We start from the raw sequence: 14,625 nt of genomic DNA, 5'->3' as shown, positions 1-14,625 counted from the left end.
CTTCGCTACAGCGACTTCAGGAACGCCACCAGCGCATCGCGATCCGCCGCCGGCGCCGTGCGGAAGGCTTCGCGTGCCTTCGCCGCCTCGCCGCCGTGCCAGAGGATCGCCTCGGCGAAGCCGCGGGCGCGGCCGTCGTGCAGCAGGCGGTCGTGGCCGTTGGTCACCGGCACAAGGCCGAGGCCCCAGAGCGGCGGCGTGCGCCATTCGGTGCCGGTCGCCTCGTGGTCGGGGCGATGGTCGGCGAGGCCCTCGCCCATGTCGTGCAGCAGCAGATCGGTGAACGGGTGGAAGGTCTGGTTGGCGAGCTCCGGCAGCGGCGCCGCCGCGGTCTGCATCGTCGGCATGTGGCAGGCGGCGCAGCCCATCGCGGTGAAGGTGCGCAGGCCTTGCTGGAACGTGGCGTCGTCCACCGGCCGGGCGCGCGGCACGGCGAGCGTCTGCAGGTAGGTCACCATCCGGTCGAGGAACGAGTCGGAGAGTTCGGGATCGGCCTGCGCCGGCGCGTCGCTGCAGGTCGTCTGCACCGGCGGGCAGTTGGCGCGCGGATCGAGCGACGTCGTCAGGCCGATGTCGCCCAGCGCGGCGCCCGCCGCCTGCTCGCGGAGCGACGGCTCGTTCGCCTTCCAGCCGAAGCGGCCGGCGGCCGGGTTGCCGTCGTGGTCGGTGAGGTGGTTGACCCGGCCGGAGATGCCGTCGCCGTCCCTGTCGTCGGGATCGGCGAGCGCCTCAAGCGTCGCCTGCGGCACCGCCTCAAGCAGACCGAGGCCGATCACCTGCGGCGCGACGCGGGCGGAGAACAGGTCGCCGTCGAGCGAGCCATAGGCGAGGTCGGCGAAGCGCAGATGCGGCTCGGCCAGCGTGTAGGGCGTGCCGTCGCCATAGGTGCCGTGCACCTCGGTGTAGTCGATGATCGCCCTGCCCTCCGGCGTGACGTGGAGGTTGGCGTGGTCGTTGAGCTGGTCGCCGTAGCGCGGATCGGGCTTGCCGTCGGCGCCGGACAGGCGGACCAGCATCGTGTCCATCGGGTCGCCGACGTTTTCCGGCGGCCGGCCGCGGCCGTCAAAGGTGTGGCAGCCGGAGCAGGAGTTGCGGTTGAAGGTGGGGCCGAGGCCGTCGAAGGATTGGACGGAGGCCGGATACTCCGCCCACTTGGTGTTGAAGACGCGGTTGCCGAACGAGAAGACGCGCTGGCGCTCGGCCGGCGAGTTCGGCGCGACGAAGGTGAAGGCCTGGCTGCCCTCGACGACGCGGGTGGTGCCGCCGCCGAGATCGGGCGTCACCGGTGTCACCATCAGCTCGGCGCGCACGTCGGCCGCGCCCGTCAGCGCGCCGCCCGAGGTCAGGACAAGGGCGGACGCACCGGCGAGGATCGCGGCGACGACGACGAAAAGCGCACGGAGCATGGAGCTCCCGTTCTAGCCCCCGGTGGGGATCTGCACCAGCACGCCGAGCTTCTCGCCGGCGCGCTTGAAGCTGTCGGCGAGCACGCCCAGCGAGGCGACCGCGGCTTCGGCGTCCTTACGCGCCTGCGTGTCCGGCGCAGCGGCCAACACCTGGTCCCACGGGTCGCCGAGCTTGGCGATCTTGGCGGTGGTGTCGGCGAGCAGGCCGTCGATCTCTGTGGCGAGGCCGGCGTCAACCTTGGCCACGAGGTCGCGCACGCCCGGGCCGGTGTAGCCCGGATACTTGCCGGTCCACACGTTCTCGACACCCTTCACGTCGTAGACGAAATCCTGGTGGGTCGTGTCGGAGAAGCAGGAGTGCTCGTCCTCCTGATCGCCGGAATCGAGACCGACCGCCATGCGCTCGGACATCAGTTCCGAACCCGAAAGAATGGCGAGGCCGTTCAGGATGCGCCCGATCGCCTCGCGCGGCGGCAATGCCAGGAACGTCGTGGCGTAGTTGGTGGCGTCCGGCGCCCACGCCTCGGTGACCTGGGCGATATCGGCGACGAGACGGTCGGTGACGACCTTGAGGTAGGTGCGGCGGCGATCGTTGTTGCCCTGGCCGGGGATGAAATCGCTGACCGGGCGGTCACCGGGGCCGGTGGCGCTGAGGTCCTGGCCCCAGAGCAGGAACTCGATGGCGTGCCAGCCGAGCGTCACGTCGGACTCGTCGCTCGCCTGGTTGTTGAGGATCAGCTTGACCAGCGAAATCTCGGACTTCGGGTCGTTGATGATGCCGGCGTCGGGATTGCCGACGACGTAGTCGATGAAGGCTTCGTTCATCGGCCACGAGTTGATCTCGCCCTCGCGCGCCTCGATCGGGCCGTCGTAGAAGCGGTAGACCTCGGTGACCAGATACGACGGCCGCGCCGCGGTCCACGCCTTGCGCGCCGCCGCCAATGTTTCGACGGTCGGCTTGTCGAGCAGCGCGGCGATCGCGGTGGCGAGCGTCTTGGCGCCGTCGCTCGCGGCAGCGTAGCTGGCGTGGACGCCGGCCGCGTAGGCGGCGATCTCGGACGTCGCATCGTAGGTGTACTGGGCGGGGTCGCTGTTCGGCAGCAGGTAGCTTTCTACCGGGGCGCCGCCGCCCTCGCCGCCTTCCTCGCCGCCGGCGGCGAGCATCAGCGTCGGATCGAGCGCCAGCGGACCGGCACTGTGCCGGGCGGTCGCAACGTCGGGCGACGAGGATGCCAGCGTGGCGGCTACCGGCAGCGCGGTGCCCGCGATGGCAAACAGGCCAACCCCGATCCAAGTCTTGCGTCGTGTCGTCATATCACCCTCCTGCAGCGCGATCCCCGATCGCGGTATGCTTCCAACGATGGTTGGGAGGCATTGCAGACCGGGCCGCGATTGTCTAGACCGTCGAGGACAAATTCGCTATATATATCAATTACATATGGAACAGTTCCAAACTGCAGTCTGGCACTGGAATAACTCGAAGATCGGAACGGGATGATCACGGTTATCGCCGACGTCCTTGACGCTACTGAGACAACCGCGGCGCGCGAGACCCTCGGCAAGGTCGCCTTCGTCGATGGCCGCGCCACCGCCGGCTGGCACGCCAAGCTGGTCAAGAACAACCTGCAGGCCGCCTCGGCCGACGTCATCGTCCAGTCGCTGCGCGAGACGCTGTCGGCGAAGATCGGCAACCATCCCCTCTTCCGCCTGGTGACGCGGCCGAAGTCGCTGTCGCCGCTCGTCCTGTCGCGCTACGAGCCGGGCATGGCCTACGGCAGTCATGTGGACGACGCGCTGATGAACGGCATCCGCAGCGACGTGTCGTTCACGCTGTTCCTCTCCGATCCCGACACCTACGACGGCGGCGCGCTGGTCATCGAGACGTCGGCCGGCGAGGAGGACGTGAAGCTGCCGGCAGGATCGCTGGTCGCCTATCCTTCGACGACGCTGCACCACGTCGCCGAGGTGACGCGCGGCGCACGCCTCGCCGCAGTCGGCTGGGCCCGCAGCTTCATCCGCGACCAGTCGCGGCGCGAACTGCTGTTCGATCTCGACACGGCGCGGCAGTCGCTGTTCCAGAAGCAGGGCAAGACGGCGGAGTTCGACCTGCTGTCGAAGACCAGCGCGAATTTGCTGCGCATGTGGGCGGAGGACTAGGCCTCCGGCCCGTTCACCGTCACGTCGAGATCGTTGATCAGGCCGGTCGCCAGCGAATAGACCCAGCCGTGGACGTGGAGCTCCTGCCCGCGCGCCCATGCGTCCTGCACGAACACGTCCGACGCGACGTTTTGCACCTGCCGCTTCACGTTCAGCTCGCACAGCCGGTCGAGGCGCACGCGCATCTCGGGGATGGCGTCGAGCTCGGCCTTGTGGTCGTGGGCGCATTCGCGGATCGGGTGCAGCCAGTGATCGACCAGGCCGCGACGCTTGCCGTCAACCGCGGCAGCAACACCGCCACAGCCGTAGTGGCCGACGACCATGATGTGCTTGACCTTGATGACGTCGACGGCGAACTGGAGGACGGAGAGATAATTCGCGTCCTGCGGCGGCGCGAGGTTGGCGACGTTGCGGTGGACGAACAGCTCGCCCGGGTCAAGGTCGACGATTTCGTTAGCCGGCACACGGCTGTCCGAGCAGCCGATCCAGAGATACTCCGGCGCCTGCTGGCGCTCGAGGCGCTTGAAGAAATCCGCGTCGGTGGAGATCTTGCGCGCCGCCCACGCCCGGTTCTTCGCTTTCAGGTTATCGAGCATCGCCGTCTACTCCACCACGATCCGCGGCGCCGCCCGCCGCGTGCTCGCCTTTACACCTTCCCACGCCTTCGCCGCGATCTCGCGATAGACCTTGGCGTGCGGCCCGTCCGGTTCCGACACCACGATCGGCGTGCCGGCATCCGACGTCTCGCGGATCGCCATCACCAGCGGCACCTCGCCGAGGAAGGGAACCTCCAGCCGCGCCGCCTCGGCCTTCGCGCCGCCGTGGCCGAAGATGTCGTAGCGTTTGCCGGTATCGGGCGCGATGAAATAGCTCATGTTCTCCACGATGCCGAGCACCGGCACGTCGACGCGGCGGAACATCGCCAGGCCCTTGCGCGCATCGATCAGCGCCAGATCCTGCGGCGTCGAAACAATCACCACGCCGGCTAAGGGCACCTGCTGCGCCATGGTCAACTGCGCGTCGCCGGTGCCGGGCGGCATGTCGACGACGAGCACGTCGAGATCCCCCCACGCGACTTCGCGCAGCATCTGGGTCAGCGCCGAGACGACCATCGGCCCGCGCCAGATCATCGGCGTGTCCTCCTCGACGAGGAAGCCCATCGACATGACCGGGATGCCGTACGCCTCCATCGGCTTCAGCGTGCGGCCGCCGATCGCCTCCGGCCGGCCGGTGAGATGGAGCAGGCGCGGCATCGAGGGGCCGTAGATGTCGGCGTCGAGAATGCCGACGCGCAGACCGTTCGCCTTCATCGCCAGCGCGAGATTGACGGCGGTCGTAGATTTGCCGACGCCACCTTTGCCGCTCGCCACCGCGATGATCGCGCCGACGCCGGGCACCTCGGCCTTTGCCGGCTGGCGCGCCTGACGCTGCGGCGCGGGACTGTGCGCCGGCTGCTGCGGCGGCGCTGGCCGCGGCGGCGCGGCCGGGCGGGGAGCCGGAGCGCCGGCGCCGCCCTTCTTCTCGGCGGTGAGCACGACCATGGCGCCGGTGACGCCGGGCATCGCCTTCACGGCGGTCTCGGCGGCTTCGCGCATGGGCTCGAAGGCGGCGGCGCGCTCGGCCGGGACGGTCACCGAAAACATGACGCGGCCGTTGGCGATGACGATGTCGGACACCATGCCGCGGCGGACGATGTCGCGGTCGTCGTCCGGCCCGCGGATGCCACTTAGCCGCGCCAGAACGGCTTCCCTGTCGATGTCGGCCATCTATATGGAGCCTCGAGGAGAATCTCGGGCGGAACCTAGCCGCGCGCGGCGCGCGGTCAACCCGCGATCAGCAATATGGCCAATACGGCAACCTATCATCCGCGCTCGCGCCGCCAGGATTGGGCGGCGCTCGGCGCCTTCCTGGTGCTCGCCGCGCTCGCCGGCGGGCTCGGCTCGCTCGCCACCACGCCCAATATCCCGACCTGGTACGCCGCGCTGGCGAAGCCGTGGTTCAACCCGCCGAACGTGGTTTTCCCGCTGGTGTGGACCGCGCTCTATGTCCTCATCGCGGTTTCGGGCTGGCTGGCGTGGCGGGCGCCGGCGCGGACGGGGACGCGGGCGCTCACGCCGTACTTTCTGCAGTTTGCGCTGAACGTCGCGTGGTCGTTCGCGTTCTTCGCGGCGCACAGCCCGCTGGCAGGGCTGGTGGTCATCGCGCTGCTTGCCGTCGCGATCCTGTGGACCGTGGCCGCGTTCTGGCCGATCTCGCGGACGGGTGCGCTGCTGCTATTGCCGTACCTGCTGTGGGTCGCCTTCGCCACGGTGCTCAATGCGGCGATCTATGCGTTGAACTGACCGCCGTCGCTCGGGCGAAAGCCCGCGATCCGGCCGCGCAGCGGGGATGAGACACCCCTCCCCAAAACGCCTACGGCGTTTTGACCCTCCCGCAAGGGGAGGGTTCAAGTGGAGTCCGGGTCGGGCAGCAAGCCGAGCCCTCCCCTTGCGGGAGGGCCAAAACCGCCCTTCGCGGTTTTGGGGAGGGGGTGTCTCTCCGCAAACGCCGAAGCCGGACTGGCCCTTCCCGGCCCCGTTCACCCTCACGCAACGGTGCGATTCGTCACCATTGCCCGCCGGCCCGCTTGGTGGAATTATAATAAAATGCCGGCATCCGATTGATATATCGGCCGAAACCCTGCGGAACCCCGCAAGGTTGCCGCTCATCGTTTGGAGAAGAGCACCGCTATGCGCTTGCCCCGTCTGTTGATTGCCGCCGCCGCCCTCCTCGCGGCGACCGGCCTCGCCACGGCGAAGGACTGGACCAAAGAGACAATCCGCATCGGCACCGATGCGACCTACCCGCCTTTTGAATCGCAGGATGCGGCCGGCAAGATCGTCGGCTTCGACATCGAAATCGGCAACGCGGTCTGCGACGAGCTGAAGCTGAAGTGCGAGTTCCAGAACCAGGACTGGGACGGCATCATCCCGGCGCTGACCTCGAACAAGATCGACGCGATCCTCTCGTCGATGTCGATCACGCCGGAGCGGCTGCAGTCCATCGACTTCACCGACAAGGTCTACAACACGCCGCCGGCGATCGCCGTGCCGAAGGACAGCACCATCGCGAGCGTCGATCCGGCCGCCTTCGCCGGCAAGACGATCGGCGTGCAGTCGTCGACCACCCACGCCGCCTACGCCGAGAAGGTCTACACCGGCGCCGAGGTCAAATATTACAAGACCTCCGACGACTATAAGCTCGACCTCGCGGCGGGCCGCATCGACTCGGCCATGGACGACATCATCGTGCTGTCGGACTGGCTGGCATCGCCGGACGGCGATTGCTGCAAGCTGCTCGGCACCATCAAGCCCGACCCCGCCATTCACGGTGCCGGCGCCGGCATCGGCATCCGCAAGGAAGACACGGACCTCAAGGACCTGTTCAACAAGGGCCTCGCCGCGATCCGCGCCAACGGCAAGTACAAGGAAATCAACGACAAGTACTTCAAGTTCGATGCTTACGGCGGCTAGGACTTCGGCGTAGTGTTTTGAGGAGCGGCGCGGCCGGCATGGTCGCGCCGCACTCGTTTTTGCGGCCGAGCGCGACGACTTGCAGAACCTGATCGCCCTTCTCGCCTGGGGCCCCACCGGATGGGGCGACGAACTCGCCGCGGGCGCGGCGGTAACCATCGCCCTGTCGCTGGCGACGCTGCCCGGCGGGCTGATCGCCGGCTTCTTCATCGCGCTCGCCAAGCAGTCGCGCGACCCGCTCGTCCGCCTTTCGGCGCAGATCTACACCACCCTCTTCCGCAGCATGCCCGACCTCTTGACGCTGTTCGTCGTCTACTACGGCGCGCAGTTCGCCTTCTCGGCGATCAGCCACGCGACGTTCGGGGTCGATTTCAACTTCAGCCCGTTCGTTGCCGGCATGATCGCGCTGGGCTTCGTGCTGGCGAGCTATGTCAGCGAGGTGTTCCTCTCCGCCTTCCGCGCCATCCCGCACGGCCAGTACGAGGCGGCCGATGCGATGGGGCTCCGGCGCTGGCAGACGCTCCGCCTGATCATCCTGCCGCAACTGATCCGCCTGGCGCTGCCCGGCCTCTCCAATCTCTGGCTGTCGCTGATGAAGGACACGGCGCTGGTGTCGGTGATCACGCTCAACGATCTCCTGCGCCAGACGCAAGTCGCCGTCAGCTCGACCAAGCAGCCATTCTTCTTCTATCTCGTCGCCTGCCTCATCTATCTCTGCTTCTCGCTGATCTCGTCGGTCGGCATCCAGCGGATCGATACGTGGGCGGCACGGGGGGCGGCGCGGGGGGCGCGGCGATGACGCTCGCGATCAGCAGCGCGCCGCCGCGGCCCGGCCGCTTCGACAACATCACGACGACCGGCGTCGTCATGATCGCGGTGTGGCTGGTGATCATCGCGGCGATCCTGCTGGCGCTCCTCGACAGCATCGACAGCGCAAGGCTGGGCACCTACGGCGGCCGCGTGCTGCAGGGCTTTGGCGTGACGCTGAAACTCGTCGGCGTGTCGCTGTTCTTCGGCGCCATCCTGTCGCTGCCGGTCGCCTTCGGGCGGCTTTCGAACAACCGGTTCGTCGGCGCGCTCGCCTTCGGCTACACCTATTTCTTCCGCGGCACGCCGCTGATCGCGCAGGTGTTCCTGATCTACTACGGCGCCGGGCAGTTCTCGCCGCAGCTCCGCTCGATCGGCCTGTGGTGGTTCTTCCGCGACTCGTTCAACTGCGCCGTCCTGTCGTTCGCACTCAACACCGCCGCCTACCAGGCGGAGATTCTTTCCGGCGCGATCCGCAACGTGCCGCCGGGCCAGCGCGAGGCGGCGCGGGCGCTGGGCTTCCACATGGTCGCGGAACTGCGCAAGGTGGTGCTGCCGCAGGCCTTCATCAGCGCGCTCAGGCCCTACGGCAACGAAGTGATCCTGCTCACCAAGGCGTCGTCGCTGGCCTCGATCATCACGGTGCTCGACCTGATGGGCCAGACGCGCTTCGTCTTCTCCAAGACGTACGACCTGTCCTTCTATTTCTGGGCGGCGGCGATCTATCTGGTCGCGGTCGAAGTCTTCAGCCGCATCGTCAACGCCGTCGAGCGGCGTATAACGCGCCACCTCCATCTCCGGCAGGCGCCGCGGTAGTCCAACCGCCGGCGGTTCAAAAACGCAAAGCAGAAGGGTTGCCTCGTCATGGCAAAAGTCGCTTTTCTCGGCCTCGGCGTCATGGGTTTCCCCATGGCCGGCCATCTCGCCAAGCGCGGCGGGCACGACCTCACCGTCTACAACCGCAGCGCCGCCAAGGCCGAGGCGTGGGTCGCCAAGCACGGCGGCAAATCGGCGCCGACGCCCAGGGCGGCGGCGACCGGCGCGGAGTTCGTGTTCAGTTGCGTCGGCAATGACGACGACTTGCGCTCGGTCGTCTTCGGCAGCGATGGCGCGCTGGCCGGCACGAGCGCCGGCGCGATCCTGATCGACAACACGACGGCGTCGGCGACGGTGGCGCGCGAGATCGCGGCGGCGGCATCGGCGAAGGGCGTCGGCTTCCTCGATGCGCCGGTGTCGGGCGGCCAGGCCGGGGCGGAGAACGGTCAGCTCAGCGTCATGGTCGGCGGCGACGAGGCGACCTTCGGCAAGGCCAAGCCGGTGATCGATTCCTACGCCAAAATGGTCGGCCTCATGGGGCCGGTGGGCGCCGGGCAACTCACCAAGATGGTCAACCAGATCTGCATCGCCGGCGTCGTGCAGGGCCTGGCCGAGGGCATCCATTTCGCCAAGCGCGCCGGCCTCGACGTCGAGAAGGTGGTCAGCGTCGTCTCGAAGGGCGCCGCGCAATCCTGGCAGATGGAGAACCGCTACAAGACGATGGACGCCGGCAAGTTCGACTTCGGCTTTGCCGTCGACTGGATGCGCAAGGATCTCTCCATCGCGCTCGCAGAGGCGCGCACCAACGGCGCCAAGCTGCCGCTCAGTGCGCTGGTCGATCAGTTCTATGCCGAGGTGCAGGCGCTGGGCGGCAACCGGTGGGACACCTCAAGCCTGATCGCGCGGCTGGAGCGGAAGTAGCGGCGCTAGGGCTGCTTCAGCAGCTCGCGCAGGCGCGCGACGTGCTCATGATAGATCGCCTCATTCGGCACGTCGGCATTGAACGGATTGTCGCCGTTCAGCTTGAATTTATCGAGATTGCGATGAACGAATAGCGGCGCGCCCTGGCGGTCGCGCTGGACCATGACCGTGCCGCCGCCCCAGCGATGGCCCAAGTTGGGGCGGCCCATGTGGAACGGGCCGTAGGGCATGAAGCCGTAGGGGACCATGGCGGAATCGACCAGGTAGCCCTCCTGCGGCGGCGACTTCTTCCTGACCTGCGCCAGGTTCTGCCAGGCGAGGCGGAACATATCCTTGTCGCCGACGACGATGGCCGCGTAGGTCTTCTGGTCGGCGTTGAAGTGCAACGTCAGGCCGAGCTCCGCCCAGCACTTGTCCTTGTTGAGCAGGAGTTGCCCGGTCTCGAATTCCTCCGCGTCGTTCGGCGCGACGTTGAACAGCGGCCATACCGGCGACAGCGGATACCAGATCGTCGAACGATCGACGCCGGCAACGTCGCGCCAGAACATGGAGCCCTTGGCGACGTATTCGGGGTCTTCGAACAGAAACGCGGGATCGCGCAGCGGGAAACTGTCGCAGTCGATCCACATCACCTCCTGAAAGCTGCTCCGCCGGATTGCCACGGGCTTGATCGTCACGCCGCGGGCCGGCTCCGTCATCAGACGGAGGCGCAGGTCGATATCCAGGGTCTTCAGGAGCTCGGCATGACGCGGCGACAGTTCGTCGGCGTGGTGGAATGCCTCGACCGGCAGGTCGACCTTCAGCCGCGCCAGTTCGGAAAGCATCACCCAGGCGGACGCGATATGAGGATCGAAGACGCTGGTGACGATGCCGCGGCCGCTGTGGTCGCGGGGCTGACGCGCGAAATCGACGATCGCGCGTCGCTGTCTCTCGTGGAGTTCGTTGTAGGTTATCGGCGGCAGCATGGCTTCGGATATACAGAACCGGCGCGGGATACACTTGGCGGCATCGCTCCCCGCCAGCTTATGCGGGTGAAGGCGGTCACAGCAAATGCCGACGGTTGATGCAGCCGAGACTGTGCTGCGGGAGCTGCGAGCCCTGGGCTCCGAGTCCGGCCGCGCCGGCATGGCGCGTTTCGGCATCAACGTCGCGAGCGCGCTCGGCGTGTCGATGGCGGCGCAGCGGCCGCTGCAACGCAAATATCGTCGCGATCACGCGCTGGCCGTCGCGCTCTGGGCCTCCGGCATCCACGAGGCGCGGATCCTTGCGGCGCTGATCGACGATCCCAAGCTGGTGACGCCGAAGCAGATGGACTCGTGGGTCGGCGACTTCAATTCGTGGGACCTCTGCGACCAGGCCTGCATGAAGCTGTTTGCGCGGACGCCCTACGTCGCGGCGAAGGCGGCGAAGTGGGCGAAGGACAAGCGCGAGTTTGTCCGCCGGGCGGCGTTCGCGACGATCGCCGGCTATGCGGTCAGCGCGAAGAAGGCGCCGGACGCGGAGTTCGCCCCGTTCCTGGCGCTGATCGAGCAGTACGCCGACGACGAGCGCAACTTCGTCCGCAAGGCGGTGAACTGGGCGCTCCGCCAGATCGGCAAGCGGTCGCCGGGATTGCACCGCCGGGCGCTGGCGCTGGCCGAGAAACTCGCAGCATCGGAGGACAAGACCCGGCGCTGGATCGGCAAGGACGCCGTCCGGGAATTGACCGCCCCGGCGCAGTTGTCGCGGATCGCAAAGCGCGGCGGCTAGGCGGCCGGCGCCTTCGCCTTTTCCTTCTCGACCACGATGTAGTTCAGCGGCACCGCGGTGGTGTACTTGATCTGCTCCATGGCGAAGGTCGTGGAGACATCGGAAATGTCGATGCGGGCGATCAGCCGCTTGTAGAAGGCGTCGTACGCCTCGATGTCGGGCACCACGACGCGCAGCAGGTAATCCACCTGCCCGGCCATGCGGTAGAACTCGACGACCTCGGGGAGTTCCTGGATGACCTCGGCAAAACGCTTCAGCCATTCCTCGTTGTGCTGATTGGTGGTGACCGCGACAAACGCCGTCACGCGCGTGTTGACCTTGCGCGGATCGAGCAGCGCGACGCGGCCGACGATGACGCCGTCTTCCTCGAGCTTCTGGATGCGGCGCCAGCACGGCGTGGTCGACAGGCCGACGCGGCGGCCGATCTCGGCCACGGGAACGGTCGCATCCTCCTGCAGAATCTGCAGGATCTTGCGGTCCAGGCGATCGACCATCTTTCGGCTCCTCGGGCAATCTGATTTCAGAATGGGCGCAAATGCGGATTTGCCGTCCAATCTGCGGCCATTTCGCCGCGCTTGTAGAAATATTTTCTCCGAAAGTCAATGTGACGCCGTGCGCGGCATGGCAGGACGAAATTAACCGTGGACCGGCCAAGGTCGGACAATGATTTCCGCCGCCCCTGCCGAGAGCGACAAGACCGCCGCCAGCCGCGAGCGCGCCGAGCGCCGCCGCTCGGTGATCCGCACGGTGCGCGAGACGCGCGAGCGGCTGACGTCCGGCTCAGACATCCGGCCGGAGTTCGAATACGAGCTGACGCTGACCTACGCGCGCAATCGGATCAGCGCCGCATACGCCGTGCCGCTGCTGATCGTGATCGTCGCCGCCGCCTCGATGCTGTGGATCGACCTGCCGACCGCTGCGTTCTGGACCGCGGTGGCGCTCGCTTCGCACATCGGCATCATCGCGCTCTGCCGGCAATTCATGAGCATCCCCTCCGCCGAAATTTCGATGCGGCTCTGGCGGCGCCAGTTCATCGCGGCGGAGTGCCTGGGCGGCGTCGTCTGGGCCGGACTGATGGTACTGCTGCCGCGCACCACAGGCCTGGTCGCGGGCCTCGAAGTTTTCCAGTTCGCGACGCTGCTGATCTTCGTCTCGGTCATCACCTCGCTCGCCTCGACGCTGCTGCCCGCGGCCACCGCCGGCACGGTGCCGGTGACGCTCGTGGTCGCGATCCTGTTCGTCAGCCGCGGCGGCATCCTGTTCCCGGCGCTGGCGATCATGGGCATCGCGGCGCAGTTCTTCTTCCTCATCCTCGCCTCACGCCTCAATTCGGCGACGCAGGCGATGCTGGAATATCGCGCCGAGAAGGATCTGCTGATCGCCGAGCTCGGCACGGCGAAATCCATCTCCGACGAGTCGCGCCGCCGTGCCGAGGAGGCCAACCTCGCCAAGTCGCGCTTCCTCGCCACCATGAGCCACGAGCTGCGCACGCCGCTCAACGCCATCCTCGGCTTCTCGGAAATCATCAAGGGCGAGGTGCTGGGGCCGATCGGCAACGCCAACTACAAGGACTACGTCGGCGACATCCACACGTCCGGGCAGCACCTGCTGAACCTGATCAACGAGATCCTCGACCTGTCGCGCATCGAGGCCGGCCGCTACGAGCTGCATGAGGAGCCGGTCAACCTCGTCTACGTCGTCGAGGAATGCCACCACCTGATGCAGCTCAAGGCCAAGGCCAAGAACATCACGGTCACCGAAGACTACGTCCGCACCCTGCCCCGCCTGTGGGCGGACGAGCGCGCGGTGCGGCAGATCGCGCTCAACCTCATTTCCAACGCCGTGAAGTTCACGCCGAGCGGCGGCGAGATCGCGATCAAGGTCGGCTGGGCCCCCGATGGCGGCCAGTTCCTGTCGATCCGCGACAACGGTCCCGGCATTCCGGAGGAAGAGATTCCGATCGTGCTGTCGGCCTTCGGCCAGGGCTCGATCGCGATCAAGAGCGCCGAGCGGGGCGCCGGGCTCGGCCTGCCCATCGTGCAGGCGCTGATGCAGATGCACGACGGCAGCTTCGAGCTGAAATCGAAACTGCGGCAGGGCACGGAGGTGATCGCCACCTTCCCGCAGTCGCGCGTCATGGAGGCGCTGCCGCCGATCGACCGCGACCCGCCGCGCCGCGGCTGGCTGCGGACGGGCTAGCCTTCCTTCGTCGCGACGCCGGCCTGGGCGAACGTCGCCATGCCGGTGTGCATGCCGACAGCGGCCTTGACGATGCCGGCGGCGAGCGCCGCGCCCGTCCCCTCTCCCAGGCGCATGCCGAGATCGAGCAGCGGTGTCTTTTCCATCCGCGCCAGCGCCTTGCGGTGACCGGGCTCGGCCGACACGTGGCCGAACAGGCAATGGTCGAGCGCGGTCTTGTCCATCGCGTAGAGCACCGCCGCGGCGGACGTCGCGACGTAGCCATCGACGATCACCGGCACATGATTCATGCGTGCGGCGAGGATGGCGCCGGTCATCGCCGCGATCTCGCGGCCGCCGACGCGGCGCAGCACCTCGAGCGGATCGGCGAGGTGGCGGGCGTGGGTCGCCAGCGCGGCATCGACGGCGTCGCGCTTGCGCGCCAGACCCGCGTCGTCGACGCCGGTGCCGCGGCCGACCCAATCGGCGCCGGTGCCGCCGAACAGCGCGGCGAAGATCGCGGCGGCGACCGTGGTGTTGCCGATGCCCATCTCGCCGATGCACAGGAGATCGATCCCGCCGGCGATCGACTCCATGCCGAAGGCCATGGTCGCGGCGCAGGCGGCCTCGTCGAGCGCGGCGTCGCGCGCGATGTTGCCGGTCGGGATGTCGAGCGCGAGGTCGTAAACCTTCAGCGACAGGTCGAAGGCGAGGCAGATCTGGTTGATCGCCGCGCCGCCGGCGGCGAAATTCTCGACCATCTGCTGCGTCACCGCCGCGGGGAAAGCCGAGACGCCCTCTGCCGTCACGCCATGATTGCCGGCGAAGACCGCGACCAGCGGCCGCTGGACCGAGGGCGGCGCCTTGCCCTGCCAGGCGGCCAGCCACTCGACGATCTGCTCGAGGCGGCCGAGCGAGCCGGCCGGCTTGGTCAGCACCGAATCGCGGGCGCGGACCGCCGCCACGGCGGCTTCGCTGGGGCCGGGCATGGCGCGGACAAGGGCGCGGAAATCATCGAAAGGCAGGCCAGAGGAAGGGGCGACCACCGGCGAATCCCACGGATTCTTTGAAGGGAGGCG

14 protein-coding genes and 1 pseudogene are annotated in these 14,625 nt (G+C 67.7%); 8 read left to right on the top strand and 7 right to left on the bottom strand.

The features are described 5' to 3' along the window. Positions 1–5 precede the first annotated feature (5 nt). Positions 6–1,406, bottom strand: a complete 1,401-nt coding sequence (locus WDM94_07155) for a di-heme oxidoredictase family protein (protein ID MEJ0012399.1) — start codon at positions 1,404–1,406, stop codon at positions 6–8. A 12-nt stretch (positions 1,407–1,418) separates the two neighbouring features. After that, complete coding sequence (locus tag WDM94_07150) at positions 1,419–2,720, bottom strand: imelysin family protein (protein ID MEJ0012398.1); 1,302 nt, start codon at positions 2,718–2,720, stop codon at positions 1,419–1,421. 180 nt (positions 2,721–2,900) lie between these two features. On the opposite strand from WDM94_07150, the gene WDM94_07145 reads away from it, so the two are divergent. Continuing rightward, positions 2,901–3,563: a Fe2+-dependent dioxygenase gene (locus tag WDM94_07145; protein MEJ0012397.1), complete on the top strand. Its 663-nt coding sequence runs from the start codon at positions 2,901–2,903 to the stop codon at positions 3,561–3,563. Here the strand turns inward: WDM94_07145 and WDM94_07140 are convergent. Continuing rightward, positions 3,560–4,159 (bottom strand): carbonic anhydrase, encoded by a 600-nt coding sequence (locus WDM94_07140; GenBank protein ID MEJ0012396.1) that lies wholly within the window; start codon positions 4,157–4,159, stop codon positions 3,560–3,562. The genes WDM94_07145 and WDM94_07140 overlap by 4 nt on opposite strands. Before the next feature lie 6 nt (positions 4,160–4,165). Continuing rightward, positions 4,166–5,329 carry an Mrp/NBP35 family ATP-binding protein gene (locus tag WDM94_07135; GenBank protein MEJ0012395.1) on the bottom strand — a complete coding sequence of 388 codons (1,164 nt, stop codon included), beginning with the start codon at positions 5,327–5,329 and terminating at the stop codon, positions 4,166–4,168. A 75-nt stretch (positions 5,330–5,404) separates the two neighbouring features. On the opposite strand from WDM94_07135, the gene WDM94_07130 reads away from it, so the two are divergent. The 5 genes and pseudogenes from WDM94_07130 to WDM94_07110 all read left to right on the top strand — a co-directional run bounded on the left by WDM94_07130 (position 5,405) and on the right by WDM94_07110 (position 9,619). After that, positions 5,405–5,905 carry a TspO/MBR family protein gene (locus WDM94_07130; GenBank protein ID MEJ0012394.1) on the top strand — a complete coding sequence of 167 codons (501 nt, stop codon included), beginning with the start codon at positions 5,405–5,407 and terminating at the stop codon, positions 5,903–5,905. A 387-nt stretch (positions 5,906–6,292) separates the two neighbouring features. Next, positions 6,293–7,075, top strand: a complete 783-nt coding sequence (locus WDM94_07125) for a transporter substrate-binding domain-containing protein (protein ID MEJ0012393.1) — start codon at positions 6,293–6,295, stop codon at positions 7,073–7,075. A 79-nt stretch (positions 7,076–7,154) separates the two neighbouring features. Further along, complete coding sequence (locus WDM94_07120) at positions 7,155–7,874, top strand: ABC transporter permease (GenBank protein MEJ0012392.1); 720 nt, start codon at positions 7,155–7,157, stop codon at positions 7,872–7,874. Next, on the top strand, positions 7,871–8,698 hold the full coding sequence (locus WDM94_07115; GenBank protein ID MEJ0012391.1) for an ABC transporter permease: 828 nt from the start codon (positions 7,871–7,873) through the stop codon (positions 8,696–8,698). Before WDM94_07120 ends, WDM94_07115 begins: the two co-directional genes overlap by 4 nt. A 42-nt stretch (positions 8,699–8,740) precedes the next feature. Further along, positions 8,741–9,619, top strand: a pseudogene (locus tag WDM94_07110) (NAD(P)-dependent oxidoreductase). A 5-nt stretch (positions 9,620–9,624) separates the two neighbouring features. On the opposite strand, the gene WDM94_07105 reads toward WDM94_07110, so the two are convergent. Then, positions 9,625–10,584 carry a hypothetical protein gene (locus WDM94_07105; protein ID MEJ0012390.1) on the bottom strand — a complete coding sequence of 320 codons (960 nt, stop codon included), beginning with the start codon at positions 10,582–10,584 and terminating at the stop codon, positions 9,625–9,627. A gap of 85 nt (positions 10,585–10,669) precedes the next feature. Between WDM94_07105 and WDM94_07100 the strand changes: the two genes are divergently transcribed. Next, complete coding sequence (locus WDM94_07100; protein ID MEJ0012389.1) at positions 10,670–11,368, top strand: DNA alkylation repair protein; 699 nt, start codon at positions 10,670–10,672, stop codon at positions 11,366–11,368. Here WDM94_07100 and WDM94_07095 read toward each other — a convergent pair. Next, complete coding sequence (locus WDM94_07095) at positions 11,365–11,862, bottom strand: Lrp/AsnC family transcriptional regulator (protein MEJ0012388.1); 498 nt, start codon at positions 11,860–11,862, stop codon at positions 11,365–11,367. The genes WDM94_07100 and WDM94_07095 overlap by 4 nt on opposite strands. A gap of 169 nt (positions 11,863–12,031) precedes the next feature. Between WDM94_07095 and WDM94_07090 the strand changes: the two genes are divergently transcribed. Continuing rightward, positions 12,032–13,567, top strand: a complete 1,536-nt coding sequence (locus WDM94_07090) for an ATP-binding protein (GenBank protein ID MEJ0012387.1) — start codon at positions 12,032–12,034, stop codon at positions 13,565–13,567. Here WDM94_07090 and cobT read toward each other — a convergent pair. Beyond that, positions 13,564–14,592 (bottom strand): nicotinate-nucleotide--dimethylbenzimidazole phosphoribosyltransferase, encoded by a 1,029-nt coding sequence (gene cobT, locus WDM94_07085; protein MEJ0012386.1) that lies wholly within the window; start codon positions 14,590–14,592, stop codon positions 13,564–13,566. The genes WDM94_07090 and cobT overlap by 4 nt on opposite strands. Positions 14,593–14,625 lie beyond the last annotated feature (33 nt).

The organism is Bauldia sp., assembly GCA_037200845.1.
Classification (GTDB): Bacteria; Pseudomonadota; Alphaproteobacteria; order Rhizobiales; family Kaistiaceae; genus DASZQY01.
Note: the sequence above shows the minus strand (reverse complement) of the source record. Positions and strands in the feature narration are given on the sequence as shown.